Below are 25,082 nucleotides of genomic sequence, written 5' to 3'. Positions count from 1 at the left end.
TAACTATGACGTTATTTACCTTGTTACTGGTTTTAGGTTGGGAGCGGCTGTTTAAGCTGGGGGAGCACTGGCAACTGGATCATCGACTTGAGCCCTTTTTCCGTGGTCGTCGGCACTTTTCTGTTATGCGCACCCTGTTGATGCTGTTTGTGGTGATGGTGCTGACCGCGCTGGTGGTATGGAGCCTGAAAGGCATTCTGTTTGGTATCCCTCAACTCGTGTTCTGGATTGTCGTGGGATTATTGTGCATCGGTGCCGGTGTGGTGCGTCAGCATTATCATGCCTATCTGCAGGCCGCGAGCCGTGATGAAGCCGCAGCGCATCAGGCAATGGCAGCAGAATTAACCCTGATCCACGGCGTGCCAGTTGAATGCAGTGAACGCGAATTTTTACGTGAGTTACAAAACGCCCTCATCTGGATTAACTTCCGTTTTTATCTGGCACCGATGTTCTGGTTTGTGGTGGGAGGCGCGTGGGGCCCGGTTTTGCTGGTGGGTTACGCTTTTTTACGGGCCTGGCAAAGCTGGCTGGCAAAACACTGTACGCCGATGGCGCGTGCGCAATCCGGCGTGGACAGCATTTTGCATCTGGTTGACTGGATTCCGGTGCGGCTGGCGGGCGTAGCCTATGCGCTGCTCGGCCACGGAGAGAAAGCATTACCTGCCTGGTTTGCATCATTAACCGACAGGCACCGCTCTCAGTACCATGTGCTAACCACGCTGGCGCAGTTTTCCCTGGCCCGCGATCCACACAGCGATAAGGTCGCTACGCCACGTGTTGCGGTGGCGCTGGCGAAGCGTATTTCGCTGGTGTTAGTCGTGGTGGTTGCGCTCCTGACCATCTACGGCACGCTGGTGTGATCGGCAGGTGGCACGCCAAAATCCGGTGTGCCATCTTCTCGCCAGTGTATATATTTCAGGCGCGTGTGACGATTACCATCCCACAGAGGGTCCCCTTCAATTTCCGTATAGTTGCGCGCATGGTAGACCAGCAGATCGCGTCCGCTTTCATCCTGTGTAAAGCAACTGTGCCCTGGCCCGTACTGGCGATTTTCCCAACTGGTCGAGAATACCGGCCGCGCTGACTTTTGCCAGGCTAGCGCGTTCAACGGATCGGCGTCACGCTGAATAGACAGCAGGCCCATACAGTAATTTTCATCCGTTGCGCTGGCCGAATACGTAATGAAAAGCCGATCGCCATGCACAATCGCTGCCGCCCCTTCATTAACACTAAAGCCCGCGCACTCCCATTCGTATTCCGGGCGGCTCAGCATCACCGGTTTACCTTTTAGCGTCCACGGATTGCGCAACTCCGCAAGGTAGAGGTTGGAATTACCCGGAATGCTGGGATCTTTCTGCGCCCATAAATACCAGTTTTTGCCCTGATGAACGAAGTGAGTGGCGTCCAGCGAGAAACTGTCGATGTGGCTTAAGACCTGGCGTGCAGGCTGCCAGCTGCCGCTGAGCGGATCCGCATCGTCGCAGACCAGTGCGTACATGCGGTGCTGAAACAGCCCGTCTTTGATGTCGCGTGAAGGGGCTGCGGCAAAATAGATGACCCACTGACCGTCAATATGGTGCAGCTCCGGTGCCCAAATCAACTCGCTAAAGGGGCCGATATCAGGCTTTTGCCATACCACAACCGGCTCTGCGTTGCGTAAGCCCATCAACGTGCTGGCACGACGGATTTCCAGACGATCGTATTCCGGTACGGAAGCAATGAAGTAATAGTGCTCTCCATGGCGCAGGATAAAAGGATCGGCACGTCGTTCGATAAAAGGGTTAGGCCAGTTCTCGCTCATTTCACTGCTCCCGTCTGGATCTCGCTGGTGTGTTGATCGTGTCCCGTCTGTACCGCTGTACGGCGCAGGGCAAGATCGCGTTGGATGGTTTGCATTAAGCTGCGATCCACTTTCATCAGCCGCACTACGCCGGCGGTAATCAAATAACCGATGCCCGGAATAACGGTAAACAGCAGCACGATCCCACTGATGGCATGCGCGGATTGCTGTTTCGCTCCGGCATCGTAGCCGTAAGCCGAGAGCAGAAAACCAACCATTGCACCTGCGACCGCCAGGCCCACCTTGAGGAAGAACAGGTTGCCGGAAAAGCTGATGCCGGTAATGCGCTTGCCGGTTTTCCACTCACCGTAGTCATCCACATCGGCCATAAGGGACCAATGCAAAGGCGAAGGAATCTGATGGAGGATATTCAGCAGGAAGTAGGCGATGACCACCGTGACGGTGGCGTGCGGATCGAGCCAGTAAAAACCACTGGAGAATAACGCGAGGGCAATATTGGTCCAGAAAAAGACTTTCAGCTTACACCAACGATCGGTCAGCACTTTTGCCAGCGTACTGCCCAGCATCATGCCCACCACACCAAGGCTGATAAACAGCGTAGCAAAGTGAGGGGTTTGGCCCATCACCCATGTGACGTAGTACATGGTTGCCGCCATACGAATAAACCCAGGGCAGACGTTGCAGAACGTCAGCAGCAGGATGCGCACCCACTGATCATTCTTCCACACGTCACGCAAATCGTGTTTCAGGTCATCATTTGTCGGCACGGCAGGGTGAATACGTTCACGGACGTTGGCGAAACAGAACAGGAACATCGCTAATCCCACCAGCGCCAGTACGCCCATCGCCATTTGGTAGCCGCGCGCTTTATTCTCGCCACCAAACCACTCAGCCATGGGCAGCAGCGACAGCGAGAGGATCAACGTGGCAATGCCCACCATCACAAAGCGATAGGACTGACAGGACACGCGCTCACCGGGATCGTTGGTAATCACGCCGCCCAGCGAGCAATAGGGGATATTAATCGCAGTGTAGGTCAGGGACATGAAAAAATAGGTGACAAACGCCCAAATAACCTTGCTGTGGTAGCTCCAGTCAGGTGTGGTAAACATCAGCACACTGAATATGACATAGGGCACCGATACCCAGAGCAGCCAGGGGCGAAAGCGTCCCCAGCGACTTTTGGTGCGGTCGGCAATAGCGCCCATTATCGGATCGGTGATGGCATCAAGAATCCGGACAGAGAGTAACAGTACACCGACCAATGCCGGGGCTAAGCCAAACACATCAGTATAGAAATAGCTGAGAAACAACATGACGGCACCGCCAATCATATTGCATCCGGCATCACCCATGCCGTAGCCCAGCTTTTCTCTGAACGAGAGCGTTTTACCTGTCATTATTGTTTCCTGCAGAAGGATTAAACAGAAAAGGATTATTAATGTTTAATCAGCAGGATGAGTGGCAATAAATCGTTGCGATGATGGACAAAACAGCCATGGAGAGAGAAGTGTGAACAGCGTCGGGTTTAACGACTGCCCACCCGCTTAAACATGCGCGCGGGTGGGCAGCGCTATCAGGCTTTTTGCGTTTTATTTTTAACTACATAACCAACAGCAAGGATGACCAGCCAGACAGGGATTAACCATACGGAAATGGCCATGCCGGGTGTCATCGCCATCAGGACCAGAATTCCGCCCAGGAAAACCAGGCAAATCCAGTTACCCAGTGGATACAGAACGGCCTTAAAGCGGGTCGTCACGCCCTGCTGATTTTTCTTTTTACGGAATTTCAGGTGCGCCAGGCTAATCATCGCCCAGTTGATAACCAGCGCAGAAACGACCAGCGACATCAACAGACCAAACGCTTCACCCGGCATCAGGAAGTTGAGCAGCACACACAGGGCAGTCGCAACGGCTGACACCAGAATACTCATCACCGGTACGCCGCGACGGTCAACGTTCAGCAGTGCTTTAGGCGCATTTCCCTGCTGTGCCAGACCAAACAGCATACGACTGTTACAGTAAACGCAGCTGTTATAGACCGACAGGGCGGCCGTCAGGATGACCACGTTCAGGGCATTCGCAACCATCGCATCGCCCAGTTCATGGAAAATAAACACGAAAGGGCTGGTGTCTTCGGTTACGCGCGTCCACGGCATCAAAGAAAGCAGTACCGCCAGCGAGCCGATATAGAAAATCAGGATACGCCACAGCACCTGATTGGTCGCCTTAGGGATCGTGGTTTCCGGGTTATCCGCTTCCGCCGCCGTAATTCCCACCAGTTCCAGCCCACCAAACGAAAACATGATAATCGCCATGACCATCACCAGTCCGCCCAGGCCATTAGGCAGAAAGCCGCCGTGCTCCCACAGGTTGCGCACGGTTGCCTGTGGACCGCCCGTACCGCTAAACAGCAGCCAGCCGCCGAACAGGATCATCGCAATAACCGCAATCACCTTGATAATGGCGAACCAAAATTCCATCTCACCAAACACTTTTACGTTGGTCAGGTTAACGGCATTGATCAGCACAAAGAAGATCGCGGCTGAGGCCCAGGTAGGAAAATCAGGCCACCAGAACTGAATATATTTACCGACGGCACTCAACTCGGCCATCGCCACCAGCACATACAGAACCCAGTAGTTCCAGCCCGATGCAAAACCAGCAAAGTTACCCCAGTATTTATAGGCGAAATGACTGAAGCTACCGGCTACCGGCTCTTCAACCACCATTTCACCAAGTTGGCGCATAATTAAAAAAGCGATAAATCCGGCAATGGCATAGCCTAAAATAACGGCTGGCCCTGCCGATTTGATGACCGACGCGCTGCCCAGAAACAGGCCGGTTCCCACTGCACCACCCAGGGCAATCAACTGAATATGGCGGTTTTTTAAACCGCGCTTCAGCGATTCGCCGTGCTGTTGTTCCATACACACCTCGTGATGTTGTTATTCTTCGCTGCAGTGCAAGCTGACTGTAAAGAATTGATTACATTAACGACTGATATTTTTAGGGTATCTGACTTGCGTAATGAAGCCAGTTGTAACCTGGGGACCAGAATAGTGATAAGCGCAGGGCTTTGCACCTGCTTTCGCTTTAGCGGTCACGAGTTGCCTGAAAAAGAAGCAACCGGGTGGAATCCATAGCGATTGGCGATAAAGAAAAAGGCTCCGGCGCGGTCAAAAACCGCACAGCCAGCTAAATCGGTTTAACTGCCGACGTTATGTAATTTTTAGTAAAAGTTAAAAAAATTAACATTCCGCTAACGCCCGGCTTTCCACTTTTTAACTCTACAGTTATGGCAGCCACGCCGCATTCCTTCACTTTAATGTCACAGATGCCGTATAGACACAAGGTGAATACTTTGTTACTTTACGGGCACCTTTTTTGAATTGGTATTACCAATTTACTTTGTCAGACAGGCACATTTAAGAAGGGAAGATGGCTTACAGTAAGATTCGTCAACCCAAACTCTGCGATGCAATTGAGCAGCAACTTGAATCCCTGATCATGGAAGGGACGCTTCAGCCGGGAGAGAAGTTGCTTCCCGAGCGCGAACTCGCCAAACAATTCGATGTTTCACGTCCGTCTCTCCGCGAGGCAATCCAGCGTTTAGAAGCGAAAGGATTGTTACTTCGCCGTCAGGGCGGCGGAACATTCGTACAGAAGCATCTCTGGCAGAGCATGAGCGATCCTCTCGTTGAGCTTCTCGCAGAACATCCGGAATCTCAGTTTGACCTGTTGGAAACGCGCCATGCTTTAGAAGGTATCGCGGCTTACTATGCCGCACTGCGTGGCACAGAAGAAGATTTACAGCGTATTCGCGACTGTCATCTTCATATACAGCAGGCGCAGGACAGCGGCGATCTCGACGCTGAAGCAGACGCAGTGATGAAGTATCAGATCGCTGTCACAGAAGCCGCCCATAATGTCGTGCTTTTGCATTTGCTACGATCAATGGGCCCTATGCTGGAACAGAACGTTCGACAGAATTTTGAATTGCTCTACTCGCGCCGGGAAATGCTGGCGAAAGTGAGCGGTCACCGCGCCAGAATTTTTGAGGCGATTGTGGCTCGTGAGCCAGAACAAGCACGCGAGGCTTCACACCGTCACCTGGCGTTCATTGAGGAAATCTTGCTGGACAGAAGTCGGGAGCAGAGCCGTCGAGAACGCTCCCTGCGTCGTTTACAGCAACGTAAGGAATAACGTGCGGCAAAGATCGTGCGGACATGTGCGACGAGCCTGTCTCCCTGACGTTAACAGGCTCCCGATTTTTCAACGTATTAGACACAGATAAGGAATACCCCCCATGTCAGAACGTTTACACAATGACGTGGATCCGATTGAAACTCGTGACTGGCTACAGGCGATCGAATCGGTCATCCGTGAAGAAGGTGTTGAACGTGCACAGTATCTGATTGATCAGGTACTGAGTGCAGCCCGCAAAGGCGGTGTGAAAGTTGCTGGCGGTGCTGCCGCAATCAGTAACTACATCAACTCTATTGCCGTTGAAGATGAACCGGACTATCCGGGCAACACCTCACTTGAACGTCGTATCCGTTCCGCCATCCGCTGGAACGCCATCGTGTCAGTGCTGCGTGCATCGAAAAAAGATTTGGAACTGGGTGGTCACCTCTCCTCCTTCCAGTCTTCCGCCACCATTTATGAAGTGTGCTTTAACCACTTCTTCCGGGCGCGCAGCGAAAAAGATGGCGGTGATCTGGTTTACTTCCAGGGCCACATTTCGCCAGGCATTTACTCACGTGCCTTCCTTGAAGGTCGTCTGACTGAAGAGCAGATGGATAACTTCCGTCAGGAAGTTGACGGTAAAGGTCTGTCTTCTTATCCGCATCCAAAACTGATGCCGGAATTCTGGCAGTTCCCGACCGTCTCAATGGGCCTGGGTCCACTGAATGCAATTTATCAGGCTAAATTCCTGAAATATCTGGAACACCGTGGCCTGAAAGAGACGTCGGGCCAGACCGTTTATGCCTTCCTGGGCGACGGCGAGATGGATGAGCCAGAATCGAAAGGTGCGATTACCATCGCCACCCGTGAAAAACTGGATAACCTGGTCTTCATCATCAACTGTAACCTGCAGCGCCTGGATGGACCGGTAACCGGTAACGGTAAGATCATCAATGAGCTGGAAGGCATTTTTGCCGGTGCTGGCTGGGAAGTGATCAAGGTTATCTGGGGCGGTCGTTGGGATGAACTGCTGCGCAATGACACCAGCGGTAAGCTGATCCAGCTGATGAACGAAACCGTTGATGGCGACTACCAGACCTTTAAATCCCGCGACGGCGCTTATGTGCGTGAGCACTTCTTCGGCAAATATCCGGAAACCGCAGCCCTGGTGAAAGACTGGTCAGACGATGAAATCTGGTCACTGAACCGCGGCGGTCACGATCCGAAGAAAATCTATGCGGCCCTGAAAAAAGCGCAAGACACCAAGGGCAAGCCGGTGCTGATTCTGGCACATACCATTAAAGGTTATGGTATGGGCGACACGGCCGAAGGTAAAAACATCGCGCATCAGGTGAAGAAGATGAACATGGATGGCGTTCGCTACATCCGCGATCGCTTCAACGTGCCGGTAGAAGACGACAAGATCGAATCTCTGCCTTACATCACCTTCGATAAAGGCTCTGAAGAGTACAACTACCTGCACGGCCAGCGTGAGAAGTTAGGCGGTTACCTGCCATCACGCCAGCCGAAGTTCACTGAAAAGCTGGAAATGCCAGCGCTGGAAGAGTTCGGTGCGCTGCTTGAAGAGCAGAACAAAGAGATCTCGACCACTATCGCATTTGTGCGTGCCCTGAATGTGATGCTGAAGAACAAGTCGATCAAAGATCGCCTGGTACCGATTCTTGCTGATGAAGCACGGACTTTCGGTATGGAAGGTCTGTTCCGTCAGATTGGTATCTACAGCCCGAACGGTCAGCAGTACACGCCGCAGGACCGCGAGCAGGTGGCTTACTATAAAGAAGACGAGAAAGGTCAGATTTTGCAGGAAGGGATCAACGAGCTGGGCGCAGGTTCATCCTGGCTGGCGGCGGCGACCTCTTACAGCACCAACAACCTGCCGATGATTCCGTTCTACATCTATTATTCGATGTTCGGCTTCCAGCGTATTGGCGATCTGATGTGGCTGGCGGGCGACCAACAGGCACGTGGCTTCCTGGTCGGCGGTACATCAGGCCGTACCACATTGAACGGTGAAGGTTTGCAGCATGAAGATGGTCACAGCCATATTCAGTCTCTGACGATTCCAAACTGTATCTCCTACGATCCGTCATATGCCTACGAAGTAGCCGTCATCATGCATGATGGCCTGGTCCGTATGTACGGCGAAGCGCAGGAAAATATCTATTACTACATCACCACGCTGAACGAAAACTACCACATGCCAGCGATGCCGAAAGGTGCCGAGGAAGGTATCCGTAAAGGTATCTATAAGCTGGAAACCGTGGACGGTAGCAAAGGTAAAGTTCAGCTGTTGGGCTCAGGCTCTATTCTGCGCCATGTACGTGAAGCCGCCCAGATCCTGGCGACCGATTACGGCATCGGTTCAGACGTTTACAGCGTTACCTCGTTCACCGAACTGGCCCGCGATGGTCAGGATTGTGAGCGCTGGAACATGCTGCATCCAACGGAAGCACCTCGCGTGCCTTACATCGCTCAGGTGATGAACGAAGCACCTGCCGTGGCGTCAACCGACTACATGAAGCTGTTTGCTGAGCAGGTTCGCAGCTATGTGCCGTCAAGCGATTACCGCGTGCTGGGTACGGATGGTTTTGGCCGCTCTGACAGCCGTGAAAATCTGCGTCACCACTTTGAAGTGGATGCATCTTACGTTGTGGTTGCCGCGCTGGGTGAACTGGCTAAACGTGGCGAAATCGATAAGAAAGTCGTGGCGGATGCGATCGTGAAGTTCAAGATCGATGCCGATAAAGTTAACCCGCGTCTGGCTTAAGAGGTAACAGAGTAATGGCTATTGAAATCAAGGTACCAGATATCGGGTCAGACGAAGTTGAAGTCACCGAAATTCTGGTCAAGGTTGGCGACAAGGTGGAAGCCGAGCAGTCGCTGATCACCGTGGAAGGCGATAAAGCCTCGATGGAAGTTCCCTCGCCGCAGGCCGGTGTGGTGAAAGAGATCAAAATCGCGACCGGCGACAAAGTAGAAACCGGCTCGCTGATCATGATGTTTGACGCAGACGATGCTGCAGAAGCCGCACCCGCGCCAGCGCAGGAGAAAAAAGCAGACGCAGCGCCAGCCGCTGCACCTGCCAGCGCCAGCAAAGACGTTAACGTACCGGATATCGGCGGCGACGAAGTTGAAGTCACCGAGATCCTGGTAAAAGTGGGCGACAAGGTAGAAGCTGAGCAATCGCTGATTGTGGTTGAAGGCGACAAAGCATCGATGGAAGTTCCGGCGCCGTTCGCGGGCGTGGTGAAAGAGATCATTATTACCACCGGCGATAAAGTGAATACCGGTTCTCACATCATGGTATTTGAAGCAGAAGGCGCTGCGCCTGCTGCTGATGCTAAGCCAGAAGTAAAAGAAGACGCGGCGGCTGCGCCAGCGTCAGCGGCTGGCGCAAAAGACGTCAATGTACCGGATATCGGTGGCGATGAAGTCGAAGTCACTGAAGTGCTGGTGAAGGTGGGCGATAAAGTCGAGGCTGAGCAGTCACTGATTGTGGTGGAAGGCGATAAAGCATCGATGGAAGTTCCTGCACCTTTCGCCGGTACGGTCAAAGCGCTGAAAGTCGCTACTGGCGATAAAGTCAGCACCGGTTCGCTGATTATGGTGTTTGAAGTGGAAGGCGCAGCGCCAGCCGCTGCACCTGCTGCCAAAAAAGAGGCCGCACCTGCGCCAGCGGCGGCGGCGGAATCTAAGCCTGCGGCTCCTGCTGCTGCGAAAGCAGACAGCAAAGGTGAGTTTGCCGAGAACGATGCCTATGTACATGCCACGCCGGTCATTCGTCGTCTGGCACGTGAATTTGGCGTGAATCTGGCGAAAGTGAAAGGCACGGGCCGTAAGGGCCGTATCCTGAAAGAAGACGTTCAGGCTTACGTGAAAGATGCGGTGAAACGTGCAGAAGCCGCGCCAGCCGCTGCCAGCGGTGGTGGCCTGCCCGGCATGCTGCCATGGCCGAAGGTTGACTTCAGCAAGTTTGGTGAAATCGAAGAAGTGGAACTGGGCCGTATCCAGAAAATCTCGGGTGCGAACCTGAGCCGTAACTGGGTGATGATCCCGCACGTTACGCACTTCGATAAAACCGATATCACCGAGCTGGAAGCCTTCCGTAAACAACAGAACGCCGAAGCTGAGAAGCGTAAACTGGATGTGAAATACACACCTGTTGTCTTCATCATGAAAGCGGTCGCTGCGGCGCTTGAGCAGATGCCACGCTTCAACAGTTCACTGTCTGAAGATGCGCAGAAGCTGACGTTGAAAAAGTACATCAACATCGGTGTGGCAGTTGATACGCCAAATGGCCTGGTTGTTCCGGTGTTTAAAGACGTGAACAAAAAGGGCATCACCGAGCTGTCTCGTGAGCTGATGGCGATCTCTAAAAAGGCGCGCGATGGCAAACTGACCGCTGGCGATATGCAGGGCGGCTGTTTCACCATCTCCAGCCTTGGCGGCCTGGGAACCACCCACTTTGCGCCGATCGTTAACGCGCCAGAAGTGGCCATCCTTGGCGTGTCGAAGTCAGCGATGGAGCCAGTATGGAACGGTAAAGAGTTTGCACCGCGTCTGATGATGCCAATCTCTCTGTCCTTCGATCACCGGGTTATTGACGGTGCAGATGGGGCACGTTTCATTACCATTGTTGGCAATATGCTGTCAGATATTCGTCGTCTGGTTATGTAAAACGCGCAAAAGGCCGGCAAATGCCGGCCTTTTTGTAACATTCAGGGCACCGCGGTTGGCAGTTTATTAACAATTCTGTAAACTCTTGCGGTGAACATGTCCCGGTGGAATAAGGACATTATGAGCCTATTCCATTAGGCATAATTGGCGTAGTCAGATTGAGTCACTGCCGCGCAAACCCGATAGCCGTGGGTTTGCAGCAGCATACACAATATGGCCAGTTAACTAGCCTAATGGGATAGGCTCAGCGTCTGACCCGCCGGAAATCCAATAAGAGGTCATGATGAGTACAGAGATTAAAACTCAGGTCGTGGTACTTGGGGCAGGTCCTGCAGGTTACTCTGCAGCCTTTCGTTGCGCTGACTTAGGTCTGGAAACCGTACTGGTTGAGCGCTACAGCACCCTCGGCGGTGTCTGTCTGAACGTAGGCTGTATCCCGTCTAAAGCGCTGCTGCACGTTGCTAAAGTGATTGAAGAAGCGAAAGCGCTGGAAGAACACGGCATTGTGTTTGGTCAGCCGCAAACGGATATCAACAAAATCCGCAGCTGGAAAGAGAAAGTCATTAACCAGCTGACTGGCGGCCTGTCAGGCATGGCCAAAGGTCGTAAAGTTACTGTGGTTAACGGCCTGGGTAAATTTACCGGTGCGAATACGCTGGTCGTCGAAGGTGACGGTGGGGCAACCACGATTAACTTCGATAACGCCATCATCGCTGCAGGTTCACGTCCAATCGAACTGCCATTCATTCCTCATGAAGATCCACGCGTGTGGGATTCTACCGATGCGCTGGAACTGAAAGAAGTGCCTAAGCGTCTTCTGGTCATGGGCGGCGGCATTATCGGTCTGGAAATGGCCACCGTTTACCATGCGCTGGGTTCAGAGATCGACGTGGTTGAAATGTTTGACCAGGTTATCCCGGCTGCGGATAAAGACGTGGTTAAAGTCTTTACCAAGCGTATCAGCAAGAAATTCAACCTGATGCTGGAAACCAAGGTCACCGCCGTTGAAGCTAAAGACGACGGAATCTACGTTTCAATGGAAGGCAAAAAAGCGCCAGGCGAAGCCCAGCGTTATGATGCCGTTCTGGTGGCAATTGGTCGTGTGCCAAACGGTAAAGGCATGGACGCTGACAAAGCCGGCGTTGAAGTCGACGACCGTGGCTTTATCCGCGTTGACAAGCAAATGCGTACCAACGTGCCGCACATCTACGCGATCGGCGATATCGTCGGTCAGCCGATGCTGGCGCACAAAGGCGTGCATGAAGGCCACGTGGCTGCAGAAGTCATTTCAGGTCTGAAGCACTACTTCGATCCGAAAGTGATTCCATCCATTGCCTATACTGAGCCAGAAGTTGCCTGGGTCGGTCTGACCGAGAAAGAAGCGAAAGAGAAAGGCATCAGCTATGAAACCGCCACGTTCCAGTGGGCGGCATCAGGCCGTGCGATTGCTTCTGACTGCGCAGACGGCATCACCAAACTGATTTTCGACAAAGAAACCCACCGCGTTATCGGTGGTGCCATTGTCGGCACCAACGGCGGTGAGCTGCTGGGTGAAATTGGTCTGGCTATTGAAATGGGCTGTGATGCAGAAGACATCGCACTGACCATTCATGCCCACCCAACCCTGCATGAGTCAGTAGGACTGGCGGCTGAGATCTTTGAAGGCAGCATCACTGATTTGCCTAACGCGAAAGCGAAAAAGAAATAAGTCTCAGGACAGAAATAGCGGCCCCTTATGGGGCCGTTTTTTTATGGTTTCTTTTAATTCGGATAAGTAAACGAATAAAGGAAAGGGCGCCTGCGCTAACACATTCACACTGGCAAAAATGGCGGAGCTACCCCCGCCATTAACGAAGTTTTTACTGCCTGGTTTCGTAATTCAAGACAGCCGAAAGTTCAGCGCTCATTATTCTGAGGCGAAGTTCACATAATGAACTTCGGTTCGATAAGCTCAAACCTAAAAGAATTAACCCGCTAATAACAAGTAAACCGTATTTCGACTTCATGGTGGCACCTCTCTTGATTTTTATCGAGTGAGGGACTACCCTGACAGTGTTCAGGTGTTAGGGTGGTTCCCCCGCTCGCATTCGTTGAATAGTGAATGTGAGCGGTTCCTTCCTCTTTCCACCTCAGGTTCTCACCCAAAGCAAAAAGCCTCAGGCGCCCAACCGCAGTCTACGCATTGATTATTTTATTGTCTCTGGGCTTTTAACTAATTTATGGTTCTTATTTTCTACTTTAATGATTAATGAAAGTCTCTACGTTTAATTGATTATGCCTGATGTGATTCTTAACATTAATTTCCTGGTGAGTGGTTTAAAATAATCTCGTCACTGTTATCACCTTGTCATGAAATTGGGTTAATTACTCACTTCATTATTATTAAAACGTAGCCAGTCAATAAAATGACGTAAAGGTGCTGAGACATAGCGCCTGCCGGGATAGTAAAGCCAGAATCCTTCCGCATTGCCTGTAAAGTCACTTAATAGCTCAACGAGTTCGCCACGTTGCAGGCTGGGATTCACGGCTGCCTGTTGCAGAAATGCGATGCCTGCACCCGCGACAGTGGCCTGCAAAATCCGCGCGTTGTTGTCCAGTACCAATGGGCCACGCACGGCGATCTCCTGTTTTTTTCCTGCGTTCCAGAATTCCCAGCGATAGCGTCGGCCACTGGGAAAACGCCGTTCGATACAGGGAAACTGAAGCAGTTCATCCGGTGTTTGCGGTGTACCATGACGTTCGATAAACGCCGGGCTTGCGACCACCAGGGTGCGCATTGCCGGACCAAAGGGCAGGGCGATCATGTCCTGTGCCAGCACATCGCCGTAGCGAATACCTGCATCAAAACCCGCTTCCAGGATATCGACCAGCGCATCGTTACTGTCAATTTCCAGCGTGATGTCCGGGTACTGCTGGATAAACGGCAGAATCAAGCTATCAAAAAACAGCGCTTCTGCAGAACGCGGCATATTGAGCTTTAGCGTGCCGTGCGGACGGGCACGCCAGTCATTAAGCTCATCTACCGCCTGCGACAGATCGACCAGCGCGGGTTGAATACGCTGCAGAAAATATTCGCCCGCTTCGGTCAGTGAGACACTGCGTGTGGTGCGGTTAAGCAGCCTTACGCCGAGCCGTTGCTCAAAATGGCGCATGGCGTGGCTCAGCGCCGACGGCGTAACGTTACGCGCCTGTGCAGCCTTACGAAAGCTACGGTGGTGCGCGATGGCGCTGAACATTTCCAGTTCCTGCAGGGTTGCCCGCGAGAATGTCATTGATGAGTTTTCCTCACTGAATCGGCAAAAATAGCGCAATTGTTGTTGTGATTGTTGAGGATTATAACAATAACACCGCAACAATAATGAGGAAGATGTCATGCAACAACGTCAATTAGGCAATCAGGGTTTACGGGTATCGGCGCTCGGACTGGGCTGTATGGGAATGACCTTTGCCTACGGCAACACCGATGAGCAGCAGGCATTGAATACGTTGTCCCGCGCGTTTGAACTGGGCGTCAACTTTCTGGATACCGCCGAGATCTATGGTCCCTTTACCAACGAAGCGCTGATTGCCAAAGCCATTAAAGGCCGCCGTGATAACGTGACGATTGCGACGAAATTTGGTTTCAATATTACCGGTGCAGGTCAGGGCTGGGAGAACATGACCGGCGTGAACAGCCAGCCGCAGCATATTCGCGAAGCCGTCGAGGGATCGTTAACGCGTCTGGGCACCGATCATATTGATCTGCTTTATCAACATCGTTTTGATCCTGCCGTGCCGATTGAGGATGTTGTGGGCACCATGGCGGAGTTGATTCAAGAAGGTAAAGTGCGTTACCTCGGACTGTCAGAGGTGTCCGCAGCAACGCTTCGCCGTGCCTGTGCGGTACATCCCATATCGGCTTTACAAAGCGAGTACTCACTTTGGACTCGCGATCCCGAGCAGGGCATTCTTGCCACCTGTCGCGAACTGAATGTGGGTTTTGTACCTTACAGTCCACTAGGGCGGGGTTTCCTGACCGGCAAGCTGGCATCCGTGGCGGATCTTGACCAAAGTGATTTCCGCCGCAGTTTGCCGCGCTTTCAACAGCAGGCACAGGAACATAACCAAAAGTTAGTTGATCAATTGACAGAGGTCGCACGGGGTTATGGTATTTCTGCGGCGCAGCTGGCGCTGGCGTGGGTTTTAGGCAAGGGCGAGGATATCGTGCCGATTCCGGGAGCGAGTAAGGTCCACCATCTTGAAGAAAACTGCGCGGCTGCGGCAGTCGTCGTGAAAGACACCGATAGTGATTATCTGGATCAGTTGTTTGCGCCGGAAAACGTTAGCGGTGCGCGCTATGCCAGCGCTGAATTTGGCATGATCGATCGCTAATCCGGGCGCGGCATTCCATTGTTAACAGGCAGGGCTTTACGCCCTGCTTTTTTTCGTTTACACCGCATTAGGCAGCTCATTCTGCTGAAGAAAACACTAATGTTGCTTTTTTGTAAACAGATTAACAAGGCGGCTAAATCCTGCTATGCTGCCCCACGCGGAACCGGGCACCTTACCCTACTCATGGAATGCGTTGTCATCAGGGTGCACCGGAAACCCATACAATGAGAGCGAGGAGAACGTCGTGCTAGAAGAATACCGTAAGCACGTTGCCGAGCGTGCTGCCCTGGGGATTGTACCTAAGCCATTAGATGCTTCCCAGATGGCCGCGCTGGTTGAACTGCTAAAAAATCCACCTGCGGGTGAAGAAGAATTTTTGACCGATTTGTTGGTCAACCGCGTACCACCCGGCGTCGATGAAGCGGCGTATGTTAAAGCAGGTTTCCTGGCTGCTGTCGCCAAAGGCGAAACAACCTCTCCTCTGGTATCTCCTGAAAAAGCCATCGAACTGCTCGGTACCATGCAGGGCGGCTATAACATCCATCCTCTGATTGAAGCACTGGATGATGCCAGACTGGCACCGATCGCAGCAAAAGCGCTTTCTCATACGTTACTGATGTTTGACAGCTTTTACGACGTTGAAGAAAAAGCGAAAGCGGGCAATGCCCATGCGAAGCAGGTGATGCAGTCCTGGGCTAATGCCGAATGGTATCTGTCACGTCCTGAGTTGGCTGAAAAAATCACCGTTACGGTTTTCAAAGTCACTGGCGAAACCAATACCGACGACCTGTCTCCGGCACCTGATGCCTGGTCACGTCCGGATATCCCTCTTCATGCCCTGGCGATGCTAAAAAATGCCCGTGAAGGTATTGAGCCGGATGAAGCGGGTAATATCGGACCGATTAAACAGATCGAAGCGCTGCAGGCCAAAGGTTTTCCTCTGGCTTATGTAGGTGACGTTGTGGGTACGGGTTCATCACGTAAATCTGCCACCAACTCGGTGCTGTGGTTTATGGGTGATGACATCCCTAACGTGCCTAACAAAAAAGGCGGTGGTGTTGTCTTAGGCGGCAAAATTGCCCCTATCTTCTTCAACACGATGGAAGACGCCGGCGCGCTGCCAATTGAAGTGGACGTTAACGACCTGAATATGGGTGATGTCATTGATATCTATCCGTTTAAAGGCGAAGTCCGTCATCATGAAACCGGCGATCTGCTGGCAAGCTTTGAACTGAAAACAGATGTTCTGATTGATGAAGTGCGTGCCGGCGGCCGTATTCCACTGATCATCGGTCGTGGCCTGACCAGCAAAGCGCGTGAATCGCTTGGCCTGCCTGTCAGCGATGTGTTCCGCGTAGCGAAAGACGTCGCGGAAAGCTCACGTGGCTACTCACTTGCACAGAAAATGGTTGGCCGTGCTTGTGGCGTGGATGGCGTGCGTCCGGGTGCCTATTGCGAACCGAAAATGACGTCGGTGGGTTCTCAGGATACCACCGGTCCAATGACGCGCGATGAGCTCAAAGACCTGGCGTGCCTGGGCTTCTCTGCTGACCTGGTGATGCAGTCCTTCTGTCACACAGCGGCTTATCCTAAGCCTGTGGATGTAAGCACTCACCATACGCTGCCAGACTTCATCATGAACCGTGGTGGTGTTTCACTGCGTCCGGGTGATGGCGTTATTCACTCCTGGTTAAACCGCATGCTGCTGCCAGATACCGTGGGCACCGGTGGGGATTCCCACACGCGCTTCCCTATCGGTATTTCGTTCCCGGCAGGTTCTGGCCTGGTTGCCTTCGCGGCGGCTACCGGCGTTATGCCACTGGATATGCCTGAATCTGTGCTGGTCCGCTTCAAAGGTAAAATGGAGCCAGGCATTACGCTGCGCGATTTGGTTCACGCCATTCCGCTGTATGCCATCAAGCAGGGCCTGTTGACCGTTGAGAAGAAAGGTAAGAAAAACATCTTCTCCGGCCGCATCCTTGAAATCGAAGGTCTGCCGGATCTCAAAGTCGAGCAGGCATTTGAACTGACGGATGCCTCTGCTGAGCGCTCCGCTGCAGGCTGTACTATCAAGCTGGATCAGGCGCCGATCAAAGAGTATCTGACGTCCAACATTGTTCTGCTGAAATGGATGATCTCAGAAGGCTACGGCGATCGTCGTACGCTTGAGCGTCGTATTGATGGCATGGAAAAATGGCTGGCCGATCCACAGTTGCTCGAAGCCGACGCCGATGCAGAATATGCTGCGGTGATTGACATCGATCTGGCTGAGATCAAAGAGCCGATTCTGTGTGCGCCAAACGATCCTGATGACGCGCGTCTGCTGTCTGAAGTTCAGGGCGAAAAGATTGATGAAGTCTTTATCGGTTCGTGCATGACCAACATTGGTCACTTCCGTGCGGCAGGTAAGTTGCTGGACAGCCATAAAGGCCAGCTGCCAACCCGTCTGTGGGTCGCTCCACCGACCAAAATGGATGCGGCACAGCTGACGGAAGAAGGCTACTACAGCGTATTCGGTAAGAGTGGCGCGCGTATCGAGATCCCCGGCTGTTCACTGTGCATGGGTAACCAGGCACGCGTCGCCGATGGCGCAACGGTGGTATCGACCTCAACCCGTAACTTCCCGAACCGTCTGGGAACAGGAGCAAACGTCTACCTGGCGTCTGCCGAGCTGGCTGCGGTCTCATCGCTGTTAGGTAAGCTACCCACGCCGGACGAGTATCAGCAGTTTATGGCGCAGGTGGATAAAACAGCCAGTGATACCTATCGCTATCTCAACTTTGACCAGTTGAGCCAGTACACTGACAAAGCAGATGGCGTGATTTTCCAGACTGCCGTCTGATAGCTGACATTTATTGATCCATCGAAGAGGGACGCCCTGGCGTTCCTCTTTTTTTATGTTTCAAAAGACGATTATCAGGAATCAGGATGTGTGCGCTAAGCAGGTGCACAGCAATCAAAATAGCGGTATAACAGCGCGAGTTACTGACAAAGAGATAAGATCATGGAGTATGAATTTCTACGGGACGTTACGGGTAAGGTAAAAGTCCGGATGTCGATGGGGCATGAAGCACTGGGCCACTGGTTCAATGAAGAAGTTGAGCATGACGCCAGCGTGCTTGATGAGGTGGAAGCAGAAGCCCTGAAGCTTAAAGGCAGCCAGCGCCAGTGGCAGCGTACCGGGCGTGAATATACGCTCTGGATGGACGACGAAGAGGTCATCGTCCGTGCGAATACGTTGAATTTTGAAGGTGATGAAATGGAAGAGGGCATGAATTACTACGACGAGGAAAGCCTGTGCTTCTGCGGTATGGAAGATTTCCTGGCGGTCATTGCCGCCTGGCGACGGTTTATGCAAAACACATGATCGCTGAGTCCATCTTATTACCCGCACTCCTCCTGCTATATTGATTGATTATGCTCAAATAACTGCATTTTATTCTGCGACTCACGCCACATCTTTTCATTAAATGATTTAATATCATCATCGTGATTATAATTAATCAGCCTGGTGATGATATGGATATTAAAGCAACCATTGAAAAAATCCCCGGCGGTATGATGGTTGTGCCCCTGGTCCTGGGGGCGGTGGTTAACACGCTGGCCCCAGAAGCCTTACAGGTGGGGGGGGTTACCAGTGCCCTTTTTAAAGACGGTGCGCCCGCCCTGATTGGCGCATTTTTGTTTTGCATGGGCGCAGGAATCTCTCTCAACGCTGCGCCAAAAGCCCTGCTGACAGGTGTCGGTGTCACGGCAAGTAAGTTTCTTGTCGCTGTGGCGATGGGCTTTGCTGTCGATAAGTGTTTTGGTGCTGATGGGTTGTGGGGACTGACCTCGGTCGCTGTTATTGCGGCGATGAGCAACAGCAATGGCGGCCTTTATGCCGCGCTGGCGGGTGAGTTTGGTCGCGACAATGAAGTCGGGGCGACGCCCGTGATCGCCCTTAATGACGGTCCGATATTAACCATGATTGCCCTGGGCGCGGCAGGCATGGCAAACATACCGGTGATGTCGGTGGTGGTGGTGATCATCCCTATGCTGCTGGGCATGTTGCTCGGTAATCTCGACCCGCAAATGCGTGATTTCCTGTCTAAGGGCGGCCCGCTGTTAATTCCTTTCTTTGCCTTTGCTTTAGGTGCCAGTATTGATTTTGCCATGTTGCTCAAAGGTGGCCTGGCAGGCATTTTACTGGGTGGGTTAACCACGCTCGTCGGCGGTTTCTTTAATATTAAGATTGATCGTTTGTTAGGTGGCAGCGGCATTGCCGGCGCAGCGGCGTCGAGCACGGCTGGCAATGCTGTTGCCACGCCCATCGCCATCGCCCAGGCCGATCCCGCTTTGGCACATGTGGTCGCCACAGCGACGCCGCTGGTCGCCACCTCTGTCATTGTTACCGCAATTTTAACGCCCATGCTGACCTCATGGGTGGCCAAGGGCAATCAGCAACGATCACTGTCTTCCACGGAGAAACCATTATGAAAATGATCGTCATCGCCGACGATTTTACTGGCGCAAACGACACGGGCGTCCAACTGGCAAAAAAAGGGGCGCGCACGGAAGTGATGCTGACGCCACAACAGAAACCGTCGCGCCGGACTGACGTACTCGTCATCAATACAGATAGTCGGGCGCTCAGCGCTGAGCAGGCGACGATGGCCGTTACCCAGGCGCTTTCTGCCAGGCAGGACCAGACGCAAAATGACGTGCTGATCTATAAAAAAATCGACTCAACCTTTCGGGGGAATCCGGGGGCAGAGATTGCAGCGGTCATGGCGGCAAGTGGTGCTACGCTGGCGATAGTTGCCGCTGCGATACCTTCGGCAGGCCGGACAACGCGCAATGGCGAATGTCTGGTGCACCAGCGTCCGTTACTGGAGACGGAGTTTGCCAGCGATCCGCGCACGCCGATTATCTCATCGCGCATTCGTACGCTTATCAGCTTACAGACCTGCCTGCCGGTGAATGAAATATCGCTGGATGAGGTACGAAGCGGCAACCTGAACGTTCTGCTTGAACGTGTGGCCCGGCAGGAATACAGCATAGTGGTCATGGATGCCGAAAGTGATAACGATCTGAATCTGATTGCCCAGGCGGCCTTAGCGCTGAAAAAACGTCCCCTGTTAGTGGGGGCGGCGGGACTGGCAAATGCGCTTCCGGCGGAAAGTTACATGAATATGCATCAAAGCTTGCCGGTGCTGGTGGTGGCGGGGTCGATGAGTGAAATGACCCGACGTCAGGTGGAGCAGGCACAGCGTCAGGGACGTGTTGAGGTTGTCAGGATTGATGTAAAAACGCTTCTGGCACCTGAAGACGAGAGTCATGACATTGTGACGCAGGCCTGCCAGATACTGATGCAGAACAGGCATTGTGTTTTGCAGACCAGCAGTAACGTTGACGATCGCAACCAGATAGACGCGCTGACCGCGCAATACGATATGAGCCGGGAAGTGTTAGGTGAAACGCTGAGCCGACGTATCGGCGAAATCACCTTAGCTATCCTTGACCGTGCCCGCACAGGCGGCCTTTTCCTCACCGGCGGCGATATCGCTATTGCCGTGGCTAACGCCCTGGGTGCAGAAGGTTATCGTATTCAGAGCGAGGTTGCCCCCTGTATTCCTTGCGGCACCTTTGTTAACAGTGACATTGATGATTTGCCGGTCATTACCAAGGCGGGCGGATTTGGCACCGACAACACCCTTTGCGAAGCACTCCACTATATTGAGGAGTTGTATCGCAGACAGTGAGTATCAACCTGCACCTCGGCGACTTTACAGTCGATGTGCAGGCTAAAATCGGTTTTAGAGAGCAGAAGGTAGGGCTTATTTGTATTAACGTCAGGGTGACAGACAATATTAAATGCCTTCCACAATGCTGTGTTTTATTAAAAATAACGGTTTATAAAAATATGTCTGGTGTGCTGATGCGCCACTGTCAGGTTGTAACAAAAAATTGATTAATAATGCGCCTCCTTTAAGCCAAATTAAATTCGACGATTCCCGGCAAGACCTGATCCGAAAAGATTTTCATTATCGTTTCGATTTTATCTTTTTGATTGTATGGTTTTTTTATTTTGTTTGCCTGCTTATTTATTTACTGCCCTACAGCCCGGATAGATAAGTTTTCTTGTGATTTTTACTGTTGTTGAAAATTAAATTTGTAACGCAGTGGCAATTTCCGAAACAGCGTTAATAATCAACTGAACATTAATGCGCGTCTGTTAGCGTCACTCTGCCTCCGGTTGAGTGGGCAGGCTTTTCATTAAATTTATACGTCTGCTTTATTAATGTGTTTTGCCATTAGTCTCAGTTAATTAATGGAATTTAATTGTTTTTTTCCACTCGCGGAGAAATTATGCTCAGCAATACATCTATCAGAACACGACTCTATATTGCGTTTGGCACCATTACGCTCGTCATGATTGTTGTTTGCAGCCTGTTTTATGCCGGTTTTGGTCGGGTGACGCAGGCCAGTCAGCTCAATATTCATACTTATCAAGTCGTTGAGGGATTGAGCAAAACGACCGAAAATCTGCTTAATATGGAAACCGGTGTGCGCGGATTTTCGCTCAGTGGGAAAACACCGATGCTGGCACCGTTTAATGAAGGGAAACAGGCCTTCAGACAATATATCGAGAGTATTCATCAACTGGTTCAGGATAATCCTGAACAGCAGAAGCGCTTAGCGGATTTGGAAAGCAGACAACGAAACTGGCTGGAGACGTATGCGCAAAAGGTGATTGATGCGCGTGAACGCCTTAACCAGGGCAGCATGAGTCAGCAGAGCTTTTTCGACATCTTTGCCAGCGGTGAAGGAAAAATCCAAATGGATGCGATGCGCGCGGTGATTGCGTCAATGATTGTCACCGAAAAATCCCTACTGCAATCACGTGAAGATGAATTGATGAATGAGCGCACAAAGACAAGAATGACCTTGATTGGCGGGTTAATTCTTTCGGCGGGCATTTCATTGATTCTGGGCTTGCTTATTTCACGCAGCATTTCCCGCCCTCTGACGCTGGCGGTGAATACAGCCGATACGATTGCCCGAGGTGACCTGACCTCCGTTATCACCGTTGATCGCAACGATGAAACCGGCAAGCTGCTGGCGGCGTTGGCAAATATGCAAAATCATCTGCGTACGCTGGTTTCCCAGATCAAGGACTCCGCCGCGTCGGTTGAGCTTGCGGCCAGCGAAATCGCCCAGGGAAATACCGAGCTGTCTTCCCGCACCGAAGAGCAGGCGGCGGCATTACAACAGACGGCAGCAAGTATGGAGCAAATCACCGCCACCGTTCGTAATAACACCTCTGTGGCTGAATCCACGGCCTCTTCGGCTCGTGAGACAGAATCGCTGACCCGCGCCAGTGAGAAAGCGGTCAATGAAATGAGTCAGACAATGCACAGCATTTCGGTCAGCGCCGCGAAAGTCAAAGAGATTACCGCGGTGATTCAGAGCATTGCGTTTCAGACCAATATTCTGGCGCTGAATGCGGCCGTTGAAGCAGCAAGGGCAGGCGAGCATGGTCGCGGTTTTGCCGTCGTGGCTACCGAAGTGCGCACGCTGGCACAACGCAGTGCGTCATCCTCACGTGAAATCGGTAACCTGATTGAAGAAGCGGTCAATGGTGTAGAGAAAGGCGTTAAGGCTGCGGATAATACCGCACACAGTATTCTGAAAGCTGCAAGTGAGGTCGCGTCGCTGGCCCAATATATGGATGGCCTGGCGCTGGCATCGGTAGAGCAGATGCAAGGCGTTTCCCAGGTCAGCGTAGCGGTCACCCAGATGGACAGCGTCACGCAAAGTAACGCTGCGTTGGTCGAGCAGTCGGCTTCTGCCTCACAGTCTTTAACAGAACAGGCCAGAAGCCTGCGGGTGTTAACGGCGGCTTTTCAGGTCTGATTCCCGCTTGCCAGACATCGAAGCGGATGTCTGGCAAGTTGGCGGCAATGGCCAGATAGCTTAACGGGTCAGAAAGCGTTCCAGTTCCTGGCCTTTATTGTTTTGTTGAACAAGTTGCGCGGCATAAAAGTCGCAGTTGTGTTTCTTTTGACGTGAAAGCGCCGCCATTTTTCTGATTTCCCCGATCCCTTTTCCTTTCAGTCCACAGGCCAACCGCTCCAGGGCACGGGCGTTTTCAAACTGATCGAACGCGCGGGGATAGATGAGTTGGGGCACGCCATTTTTGAGTAACTGCGCGGTCGTACCAATACCGCCATGATGAATGGCAAATAAGCACGTTTCTGCCAGCGCAATATTCAACTGAGGCACGGTCATAACGTCATCTTTTACCGATAAAGATTTTGCCGTTGGCGTAACAAGAACGCACTTCAGTCCCTCATCCTTTAAATCCTGCAATATCGGGGCAACCGATTTTTTCTCCGCCAGCGCCCAACTGGTAAAAAAGACCACCGTGCGCGAGTCGATAAAAGCAGTAATGCGATCGTCATCCGAGGATGCGCGACTTTTGTTAAGCAGAAAGCCCGCATAAAATCCGTCGCGCGCCTTTTTTTGATAGAACCAGGATTCATATAACACGATTGTATGCTGTTCGCTGCTTACCCAATCGGCATAAATATTACGACAAGCGGGCAGGTTATTGTCGCGGCGTAATTTGTCTATCGTGTCCTGAAGCGTGGGTGAAACCAGCGCTCGTTGAAATAAGGCCAGCTTCCAGTTCAAATTTACCTTAAAGCTTTTTTCCAGCGAGTTGATGAGTCGTCCGGGCTGCAATTTTAAATTTGAATTGGTCAGGCTGATTGCGTATTTCTTTATCTGATATTTATCGCTTACGGCTTTCGCCGCAAAGCACCATAAAGAATGAATGATGATGCAGCCATCGTCGGCAAGGGCGCTCATGGCATCGAACATGGCTTCCTGCTGTTCCGCCATATAGTACGAAATCCGTTTTAGAGAATGCTTCTTTTCCCATAAGGATCGATCCTGTACTGCGTTCACGTAGGTTTCTTTATCGCCGACGGCAACAAAGGAAAGTCCGCGAGACACCGCTTCTGACCTGAAATAGTCGTTAGCGAGCAGGTAAACATCGTGATGTTTCTCTTTCAGGAGCGAACCCACTTCAATACAGGGAAAAACATCACCTGCCGAGCCCAGAGCGCCAATAATCACTTTCATTTCAGACACCAATTTGACTAAAAATGGTATTAAAGGCGGCGGCGGTTCGCTCCCGGCTGACCTTTCCTTCCAGGTCTAAAAAGTGTCCCGCATCTCTGATTTGATAAAAGCGTGTTTTATCTGATTCCCCGCATATCTCTTCAATGTTTTTCTGTGGAGTATGAATATCCAGATCGCCATTGATGAAGTGAAACTGACATGCCGAATTATCGATAATGCGCTTGTAGTCATGATTGCGAATGTTAGAGATTTGCTCCAGGTGGAAACGCCCCTGCCGGTACTCAATCTCATCCAGCGTGGTCAGGTGCCTGAAGTTGCAGAATTTCATTTTATTCGGCAAATACGCACCCACTTCCTCATTCATCAAATGGGCAAGATCGACAAACTTTTTCTCTTTCGAGTACAGGTTTGCCTGCTTAACGTAGGTGCGCATACGATCGTTAAATTCGAAAGAGTAAGACGCAATAATGGCGTGTTCCAGGCCCTCTTCGCCGTTATGTAACAGCTTCAGCGTGGATGCGCCGCCCCATGAGGCGGAAGCGATAATGTTCGGCTTATAGATTGAAATAATTTCCCGGATGATGGCCACTTCATCATCCAGCGTGACGATATTACAGTCCTGCTCGTTGAAAGGCTTCGATTTGCCGGAAAACGGTAAATCGAAGGTAATCACATCGGATTTGTCTGCCAGGAACCGTTTCCAGTTGCGAAATGAAGAAGACGTTGCCAGCGCACCATTGATCAGGATGGTCCTGTTACGCGTAGGAACGCTGCATTTTGTTAACTCCACATAAACGTTAAGTTCATTTATGTTTAGGACGGAACATTCGTGACTCATATCACTCTCCTCACCAACAAGTACCTGCAAATCGTAAAATTTTCTAATGTAT

The 25,082-nt window shown here is 51.9% G+C and carries 17 protein-coding genes; 11 read left to right on the top strand and 6 right to left on the bottom strand.

Features of this window, described 5'->3' with window-relative positions; translation table 11 throughout:
- The first annotated feature begins 5 nt into the window (after positions 1–5).
- Positions 6–860 carry a beta-lactamase regulator AmpE gene (ampE, locus tag QNH99_RS17930; protein ID WP_063878422.1) on the top strand — a complete coding sequence of 285 codons (855 nt, stop codon included), beginning with the start codon at positions 6–8 and terminating at the stop codon, positions 858–860.
- Here ampE and QNH99_RS17925 read toward each other — a convergent pair.
- From QNH99_RS17925 to aroP, 3 genes are all read right to left on the bottom strand, one after another.
- Positions 842–1,801 carry a family 43 glycosylhydrolase gene (locus QNH99_RS17925; protein WP_096012072.1) on the bottom strand — a complete coding sequence of 320 codons (960 nt, stop codon included), beginning with the start codon at positions 1,799–1,801 and terminating at the stop codon, positions 842–844. The genes ampE and QNH99_RS17925 overlap by 19 nt on opposite strands.
- Positions 1,798–3,201, bottom strand: coding sequence for a glycoside-pentoside-hexuronide (GPH):cation symporter (locus QNH99_RS17920; protein ID WP_256853374.1), 1,404 nt, complete (start codon positions 3,199–3,201; stop codon positions 1,798–1,800). Before QNH99_RS17920 ends, QNH99_RS17925 begins: the two co-directional genes overlap by 4 nt.
- 176 nt (positions 3,202–3,377) lie before the next feature.
- Positions 3,378–4,733: an aromatic amino acid transporter AroP gene (gene aroP / locus QNH99_RS17915; protein WP_096012074.1), complete on the bottom strand. Its 1,356-nt coding sequence runs from the start codon at positions 4,731–4,733 to the stop codon at positions 3,378–3,380.
- Positions 4,734–5,244: 511 nt separating this feature from the next.
- Here aroP and pdhR point away from each other — a divergent pair.
- The 4 genes from pdhR to lpdA all read left to right on the top strand — a co-directional run bounded on the left by pdhR (position 5,245) and on the right by lpdA (position 12,397).
- A complete protein-coding gene (gene pdhR / locus QNH99_RS17910) occupies positions 5,245–6,009 on the top strand; it encodes a pyruvate dehydrogenase complex transcriptional repressor PdhR (RefSeq protein WP_063878426.1) in 765 nt (254 codons plus the stop codon).
- A gap of 103 nt (positions 6,010–6,112) precedes the next feature.
- Positions 6,113–8,779 (top strand): pyruvate dehydrogenase (acetyl-transferring), homodimeric type, encoded by a 2,667-nt coding sequence (gene aceE, locus QNH99_RS17905; protein ID WP_145393626.1) that lies wholly within the window; start codon positions 6,113–6,115, stop codon positions 8,777–8,779.
- Between the two features lie 14 nt (positions 8,780–8,793).
- The gene (gene aceF / locus QNH99_RS17900; RefSeq protein ID WP_109718232.1) at positions 8,794–10,689 is read left to right on the top strand and encodes a pyruvate dehydrogenase complex dihydrolipoyllysine-residue acetyltransferase; all 1,896 of its coding nucleotides are present in this window, start codon (positions 8,794–8,796) and stop codon (positions 10,687–10,689) included.
- A 283-nt stretch (positions 10,690–10,972) separates the two neighbouring features.
- Complete coding sequence (gene lpdA / locus QNH99_RS17895; RefSeq protein ID WP_410517684.1) at positions 10,973–12,397, top strand: dihydrolipoyl dehydrogenase; 1,425 nt, start codon at positions 10,973–10,975, stop codon at positions 12,395–12,397.
- Positions 12,398–13,049: 652 nt separating this feature from the next.
- Here the strand turns inward: lpdA and QNH99_RS17890 are convergent.
- On the bottom strand, positions 13,050–13,961 hold the full coding sequence (locus QNH99_RS17890; RefSeq protein WP_410515682.1) for a LysR family transcriptional regulator: 912 nt from the start codon (positions 13,959–13,961) through the stop codon (positions 13,050–13,052).
- A gap of 100 nt (positions 13,962–14,061) precedes the next feature.
- On the opposite strand from QNH99_RS17890, the gene QNH99_RS17885 reads away from it, so the two are divergent.
- The 6 genes from QNH99_RS17885 (at position 14,062) to QNH99_RS17860 (ending at position 22,959) form a co-directional block, all read left to right on the top strand.
- A complete protein-coding gene (locus tag QNH99_RS17885; protein WP_410517000.1) occupies positions 14,062–15,060 on the top strand; it encodes an aldo/keto reductase in 999 nt (332 codons plus the stop codon).
- A 244-nt stretch (positions 15,061–15,304) separates the two neighbouring features.
- Positions 15,305–17,902 carry a bifunctional aconitate hydratase 2/2-methylisocitrate dehydratase gene (acnB, locus tag QNH99_RS17880; RefSeq protein WP_096012079.1) on the top strand — a complete coding sequence of 866 codons (2,598 nt, stop codon included), beginning with the start codon at positions 15,305–15,307 and terminating at the stop codon, positions 17,900–17,902.
- 162 nt (positions 17,903–18,064) lie between these two features.
- A complete protein-coding gene (gene yacL / locus QNH99_RS17875) occupies positions 18,065–18,427 on the top strand; it encodes a protein YacL (RefSeq protein WP_063878433.1) in 363 nt (120 codons plus the stop codon).
- Between the two features lie 152 nt (positions 18,428–18,579).
- Complete coding sequence (locus QNH99_RS17870) at positions 18,580–19,539, top strand: 2-keto-3-deoxygluconate permease (protein WP_410516999.1); 960 nt, start codon at positions 18,580–18,582, stop codon at positions 19,537–19,539.
- Entirely contained in the window at positions 19,536–20,804 is a 1,269-nt protein-coding gene (gene dtnK, locus QNH99_RS17865; protein ID WP_410516998.1) for a D-threonate kinase, read from the top strand. The genes QNH99_RS17870 and dtnK overlap by 4 nt, the downstream gene beginning before the upstream one ends.
- A gap of 607 nt (positions 20,805–21,411) precedes the next feature.
- Positions 21,412–22,959 carry a methyl-accepting chemotaxis protein gene (locus QNH99_RS17860; protein WP_063878436.1) on the top strand — a complete coding sequence of 516 codons (1,548 nt, stop codon included), beginning with the start codon at positions 21,412–21,414 and terminating at the stop codon, positions 22,957–22,959.
- Between the two features lie 60 nt (positions 22,960–23,019).
- Here QNH99_RS17860 and QNH99_RS17855 read toward each other — a convergent pair whose 3' ends face one another.
- Both QNH99_RS17855 and QNH99_RS17850 read right to left on the bottom strand, forming a co-directional pair.
- Positions 23,020–24,192, bottom strand: coding sequence for a nucleotide disphospho-sugar-binding domain-containing protein (locus tag QNH99_RS17855; protein ID WP_410516997.1), 1,173 nt, complete (start codon positions 24,190–24,192; stop codon positions 23,020–23,022).
- A gap of 1 nt (position 24,193) precedes the next feature.
- Positions 24,194–25,030, bottom strand: coding sequence for an alpha/beta fold hydrolase (locus QNH99_RS17850; RefSeq protein ID WP_063878438.1), 837 nt, complete (start codon positions 25,028–25,030; stop codon positions 24,194–24,196).
- Positions 25,031–25,082: the final 52 nt, after the last annotated feature.

It is taken from the genome of Pantoea allii, from assembly GCF_046529425.1.
Lineage (GTDB): Bacteria > Pseudomonadota > Gammaproteobacteria > Enterobacterales > Enterobacteriaceae > Pantoea > Pantoea allii.
Note: the sequence above shows the minus strand (reverse complement) of the source record. Positions and strands in the feature narration are given on the sequence as shown.

Excerpts from the sequence above, each read along its gene's own strand:
- ampE (WP_063878422.1), top strand. The coding sequence starts at position 6 with ATGACGTTATTTACCTTGTTACTGGTTTTAGGTTGGGAGCGGCTGTTT.
- QNH99_RS17925 (WP_096012072.1), bottom strand. The coding sequence starts at position 1,801 with ATGAGCGAGAACTGGCCTAACCCTTTTATCGAACGACGTGCCGATCCT.
- QNH99_RS17920 (WP_256853374.1), bottom strand. The coding sequence starts at position 3,201 with ATGACAGGTAAAACGCTCTCGTTCAGAGAAAAGCTGGGCTACGGCATG.
- aroP (WP_096012074.1), bottom strand. The coding sequence starts at position 4,733 with ATGGAACAACAGCACGGCGAATCGCTGAAGCGCGGTTTAAAAAACCGC.
- pdhR (WP_063878426.1), top strand. The coding sequence starts at position 5,245 with ATGGCTTACAGTAAGATTCGTCAACCCAAACTCTGCGATGCAATTGAG.
- aceE (WP_145393626.1), top strand. The coding sequence starts at position 6,113 with ATGTCAGAACGTTTACACAATGACGTGGATCCGATTGAAACTCGTGAC.
- aceF (WP_109718232.1), top strand. The coding sequence starts at position 8,794 with ATGGCTATTGAAATCAAGGTACCAGATATCGGGTCAGACGAAGTTGAA.
- lpdA (WP_410517684.1), top strand. The coding sequence starts at position 10,973 with ATGAGTACAGAGATTAAAACTCAGGTCGTGGTACTTGGGGCAGGTCCT.
- QNH99_RS17890 (WP_410515682.1), bottom strand. The coding sequence starts at position 13,961 with ATGACATTCTCGCGGGCAACCCTGCAGGAACTGGAAATGTTCAGCGCC.
- QNH99_RS17885 (WP_410517000.1), top strand. The coding sequence starts at position 14,062 with ATGCAACAACGTCAATTAGGCAATCAGGGTTTACGGGTATCGGCGCTC.
- yacL (WP_063878433.1), top strand. The coding sequence starts at position 18,065 with ATGGAGTATGAATTTCTACGGGACGTTACGGGTAAGGTAAAAGTCCGG.
- QNH99_RS17870 (WP_410516999.1), top strand. The coding sequence starts at position 18,580 with ATGGATATTAAAGCAACCATTGAAAAAATCCCCGGCGGTATGATGGTT.
- dtnK (WP_410516998.1), top strand. The coding sequence starts at position 19,536 with ATGAAAATGATCGTCATCGCCGACGATTTTACTGGCGCAAACGACACG.
- QNH99_RS17860 (WP_063878436.1), top strand. The coding sequence starts at position 21,412 with ATGCTCAGCAATACATCTATCAGAACACGACTCTATATTGCGTTTGGC.
- QNH99_RS17855 (WP_410516997.1), bottom strand. The coding sequence starts at position 24,192 with ATGAAAGTGATTATTGGCGCTCTGGGCTCGGCAGGTGATGTTTTTCCC.
- QNH99_RS17850 (WP_063878438.1), bottom strand. The coding sequence starts at position 25,030 with ATGAGTCACGAATGTTCCGTCCTAAACATAAATGAACTTAACGTTTAT.